The sequence below is a fragment of the Bacillus sp. MBGLi79 genome, from assembly GCF_002953915.1.
In genome coordinates this window covers 2118243-2122482 of sequence record NZ_CP026521.1, presented here as the reverse complement: position 1 = coordinate 2122482, position 4240 = coordinate 2118243, and the positions used below count along the sequence as shown (strand labels likewise).

Below are 4240 nucleotides of genomic sequence, written 5' to 3'. Positions count from 1 at the left end.
ATCTGTGCAATTAAGATGACTTTTCCTCCTTTTTATTTTGAATCGTTATGTTTTGTGTCATCACAGTCTTAGGATCGAGCTTGTAAGAAAGAACTTCTCCGTTGATTTTAATTTCAACGCCCGGCGCATATCCGATCCGCAAATCAATTTGCGATTGATCGGTAATATTCTTTTGAAAGGTTTCTCCTTTTTTCATCATTCCTTCTTTAAGGGAGCTTCCTTTCTCGTCGCGCACCCTGACCCATGAGTTTGCGTTTGCCTTTACTTCAAGCTCCAGCTTGTCGGATCCTGATACTTCATAAGTTGTGGAAGAGCCTTCGCTTGCGGTCGCTTTCATGGTCAGCTTGTCGTTCTCATCAAACTGCTGATCCTTTTTTTCTTTGTCGCCTTCAGCGCTGTCTTTCTGCGCATCCGTGTTCTGTTGATTTCCCTTTGTCAGCGGGGAATCTTTTGAGACGTCATACTTGCTTTGCGATTCCTCTGTCTTAGGCTCTTCAGCCTGCTGGTTGCCTCCGCCGTTTACAGCCTGAACGATGACGTAAATGATCGCGATCACAACGATAACGCCGGCTGCCACAAGCAGGGTAGGCAAAAGTTCAAGCGCTTTTGAGGCAGACTTGGGCAGCTCTCTCTGCGGCTTGATTGAAGAAAGCTTCTCAGAAACCTCATCATTGTAAGAATTAGGGATATCTTTTTTAAACTCTTCAAACAAGAGCTCCGAGTCGAGGCCGACAGCTTCGGCGTACTGCTTGATAAAAGCCCGCACATAAAATTTTCCCGGAATGATATCATAGTTTCCTTCTTCAAGGGCCGTTAAATACCTTTTTTGGATCTTTGTGGCCGCCTGAAGATCGTCCAATGACATCCCTTTTTCCTCTCTGGCTTCTTTCAGCCGATTTCCTAGTTCAGTCACAACAAACACCTTCCATTTTAAAAATCAAAGCCGGAAAAACCTGAATGGTCAAACATCTGCGGTTCTTCAGCATGTTCATATGTAATCACCTCATCGGGGCTGTTACGCAATTCGATGATGTAATCAAAATCGTCCATCGTATATTCCGTATTTTGCACGAAAATGTCCGGATGCTCGACAACTTTGGTCGCCGGCAGCCGCATGATCTCACTGACGAGCTGCAAATGGCGTTCAGATCCTCTTCTCGTCGACACAATGCCGTCCAAAATGAAAACATTCTCCGGACTGTACTCATCGGCAATCAGCTGGCTTCTGATCGTTTGCTTCAGCAGTGTCGAAGAAACAAAAAGCCACCTTTTGCTTGCACAGACACTTGAAGCGACAATTGATTCCGTCTTGCCGACGCGGGGCATTCCCCTGATCCCGATCAGCTTGTGCCCGTCTTTTTTAAACAGCTCAGCCATAAAATCGACAAGCAAGCCAAGCTCGTCGCGTTCAAACCGGAACGTTTTTTTATCGTCTGCATCCCGCTGGATATAGCGGCCGTGCCTTACAGCGAGACGGTCGCGAAGCTTCGGCTCGCGGAGCTTCGTCACTTTAATCGTATCCATCGTGTTCAGAATCGATTCCAGTCGCTTAATCTGATCTATATGACGGCATTTTAACAAGAGGCCTCTTCTTTGAGTATCGACGCCGTTAATGGTCACAATATTAATTGAAAGCATCCCCAATAAAGAGGATATATCTCCCAGAAGTCCGGGACGGTTGACTTGTATTTCATATTCTAAGTACCATTCGAGCTTTGCCAAATGATAACCTCCCTACCCATCATCGTGGCAAAAATTTACCTTCCTTTATCATAAAGCATTTTGTCTCAATTAGAAAGCAGAATGTTGTGATTAAATAAGAAAAACGTCCGTTTCCCATAATCGGGAAAAACCTGCTGTAACGGCGTCTGGATGATGTTTACCCTATCGGGGCGGAAAGAAAACACAAAAGCGGTGCCGCTGACAAAGCCGCGCCTATAAAAAAGAGAGAGTGAACACACTCTCTCCTTAATGCGAGCCGTTGTTTTCAACAAGCTTAACCATCACATTCGCAATGGCGCGCTGCTCTTCTTCGGAAGCCACGCTCCAAAGGTCCGCGAGCACTCGTTCTTGATGGTTTTTTGAATCAACCTCACCGGCCAAATAATCGCCGATCTCATATGCGAGATCTGAGATGGTTTCGTTTGACATTCCTCTTTCTTGGGCATAGTTCAAACGGTCGCCCAAAAAGTTTTTCCACTGATCCCAATTATCCAGTACGGACATATCAGGCCCCTCCATTCTCTTGAAGTTACAGCCTTATTATTCTCTGGGGGACCGCAAACTATACATGTTTTTAACAATGCCAGCCGCCATTAACTGACAAAATTTGACCCGTGATATAAGATGCCTTAGCCGAGAGCAGAAACAGCACGGCGTCCGCAACCTCTTCGGCTTCGGCAAGCCTTCCCATCGGAATCTCATCGGCGATCATCTCTTCTTCCTCTTTTGAAAACGAGCCCATCATCCTTGTTTTCACAGCGCCCGGAGAAACGGCGTTGACTCTGATGCGGCTTGGCGCAAGCTCTTTTGCGAGGGCTTTGACAAACACATTTTGCGCGCCTTTTGTCATGCTGTATAAAACTTCGCACGACGCCCCTGTTTCACCCCAAATGGAGCTGACGGCTACAATTGCACCGGATTTTTTCCTGATCATCGCCGGCAGCAGATTCCTCGTCAACAGAAACGGGCTTGAGACATGGAGCTGCACCATGTCCTGCACAGCCTCATCAGTCATGTCTGTCACAAGCCCGCGAAAGCTTTGACCGCTGTTTAAGACGATGCCGTCAAGCGCCCGCCCGCCGATGGAAGCGGAAACGGCTTTTGCGCCGCCGGGGTCGGATAGGTCGCCGTGAATGATTTCGGCGTGAATGCCGTATGTATGTGACAGCCTTTCTGCAAGTGCTGCGGCTGCCTGCTCATTTGTATGGTAATGGAGGAGAAGATCATACCCGTTTTGCGCCAGCTTTTCGCTGATGCTTTGCCCGATTCCGCCGCTTGCACCGGTGATAAGAGCGAGTTTTGTCATACTATGTTTCCACCTTTCCGTTCAAAAGAAGAAAGGTTCAGCGTGCATCGGAAAATCTCCTGACACGCTGAACTTTCAGACCTTGCTTTATGATTTTGGAACGACTTTGCAGACGGTGATTCTGTCTTCTTCGATTTCTTCCTGAATGACGCGGTGAACGTCCTCAAGCGTAATCGATTCGAGTACAGTGACGATATCAAACAGACTCGTCTCCAGAAAAGCGTACCGTGTAAACTGGTTGGCGATATACTCAGGCGAATTCATCGATTTTAAGAAATTGCCGATTTTTTTCTTTCTAGCCAGCTCCAGCTTTTCGGCTGTGATCGTTTCTATCGCCTTGAACAGCACTTGTTTCAGCTCCTCGGCAAGCTTGTCGGGCTCAGGCGTATCGCCGCCGACAGAGACGAAACCAAATCCGTGTTCTTCAGTATAGTCATAGCTGAATGTCTCATCGATATATCCTTTTTCATAAATTCTTTCATAATCGCTGGAGCTTTTGCCGAACAGGCACTCGAGAATGAGGTTGATGGTCAGCTCATGCTTCAGCAGGGCTTCTCCCGTATTCATCGGATGAGCGCTTTTTAAACCGACGAGGCATTTTGAGCTTTGAACATTCATTTTAATTTCCTGTTCTTTTTTGAATACGGCTCCAGGCTCTTTAACTTCTTTGCGAACGATTTCAGGCTGGTCTGTATACGGCTTTTTCTGCTGGTTTTCGCGGACCTGGCGGATGATCGCTTCGGGATCGACCGGACCAACGACAAACAGCAGCATATTGCTCGGGTGATAGAACGTCTCATAGCATTCGTACAAAAGGTCTTTTGTAATATGCGAGATGCTTTCGATCGTGCCTGCGATATCAATCCGGACAGGATGCTCCTGGTACATGTTTTCGATCAAGCCGAAAAACAGACGCCAGTCTGGGTTGTCGTCATACATGTTGATTTCCTGTCCGATGATGCCTTTTTCCTTCTCAACCGTTTTTTCCGTAAAGTAAGGGTCCTGCACAAAATCGACGAGCGTTTCCAAGTTTTCTTCCACGTTGGACGTGCTCGAAAACAGGTAGGCCGTTCTGGTAAAGGAGGTAAACGCATTTGCCGAAGCTCCCTGCCTGCTGAATTGCTGAAAAACATCGCCGTCTTCTTTTTCGAAGAGCTTATGCTCCAAAAAGTGTGCGATTCCGTCAGGCACACGGACCATTTCTTCTTTTCC

At 47.1% G+C, this 4240-nt stretch carries 5 protein-coding genes; all 5 read right to left on the bottom strand.

What is annotated here, in order from left to right; translation table 11 throughout:
* Nucleotides 1-10: 10 nt before the first annotated feature.
* Nucleotides 11-913: a helix-turn-helix domain-containing protein gene (locus C1T29_RS10820; RefSeq protein WP_025811432.1), complete on the bottom strand. Its 903-nt coding sequence runs from the start codon at nucleotides 911-913 to the stop codon at nucleotides 11-13.
* Nucleotides 914-930: 17 nt separating this feature from the next.
* Entirely contained in the window at nucleotides 931-1722 is a 792-nt protein-coding gene (locus C1T29_RS10815) for a YmfK family protein (RefSeq protein ID WP_003181917.1), read from the bottom strand.
* 246 nt (nucleotides 1723-1968) lie between these two features.
* Nucleotides 1969-2226: a DUF3243 domain-containing protein gene (locus C1T29_RS10810; RefSeq protein WP_020451452.1), complete on the bottom strand. Its 258-nt coding sequence runs from the start codon at nucleotides 2224-2226 to the stop codon at nucleotides 1969-1971.
* Nucleotides 2227-2296: 70 nt separating this feature from the next.
* Nucleotides 2297-3028 carry an elongation factor P 5-aminopentanone reductase gene (locus C1T29_RS10805; RefSeq protein ID WP_025811429.1) on the bottom strand — a complete coding sequence of 244 codons (732 nt, stop codon included), beginning with the start codon at nucleotides 3026-3028 and terminating at the stop codon, nucleotides 2297-2299.
* Nucleotides 3029-3115: 87 nt separating this feature from the next.
* Nucleotides 3116-4240: EF-P 5-aminopentanol modification-associated protein YfmH (locus C1T29_RS10800; protein WP_208945692.1), on the bottom strand; the 1125-nt coding region annotated here is incomplete at its 5' end.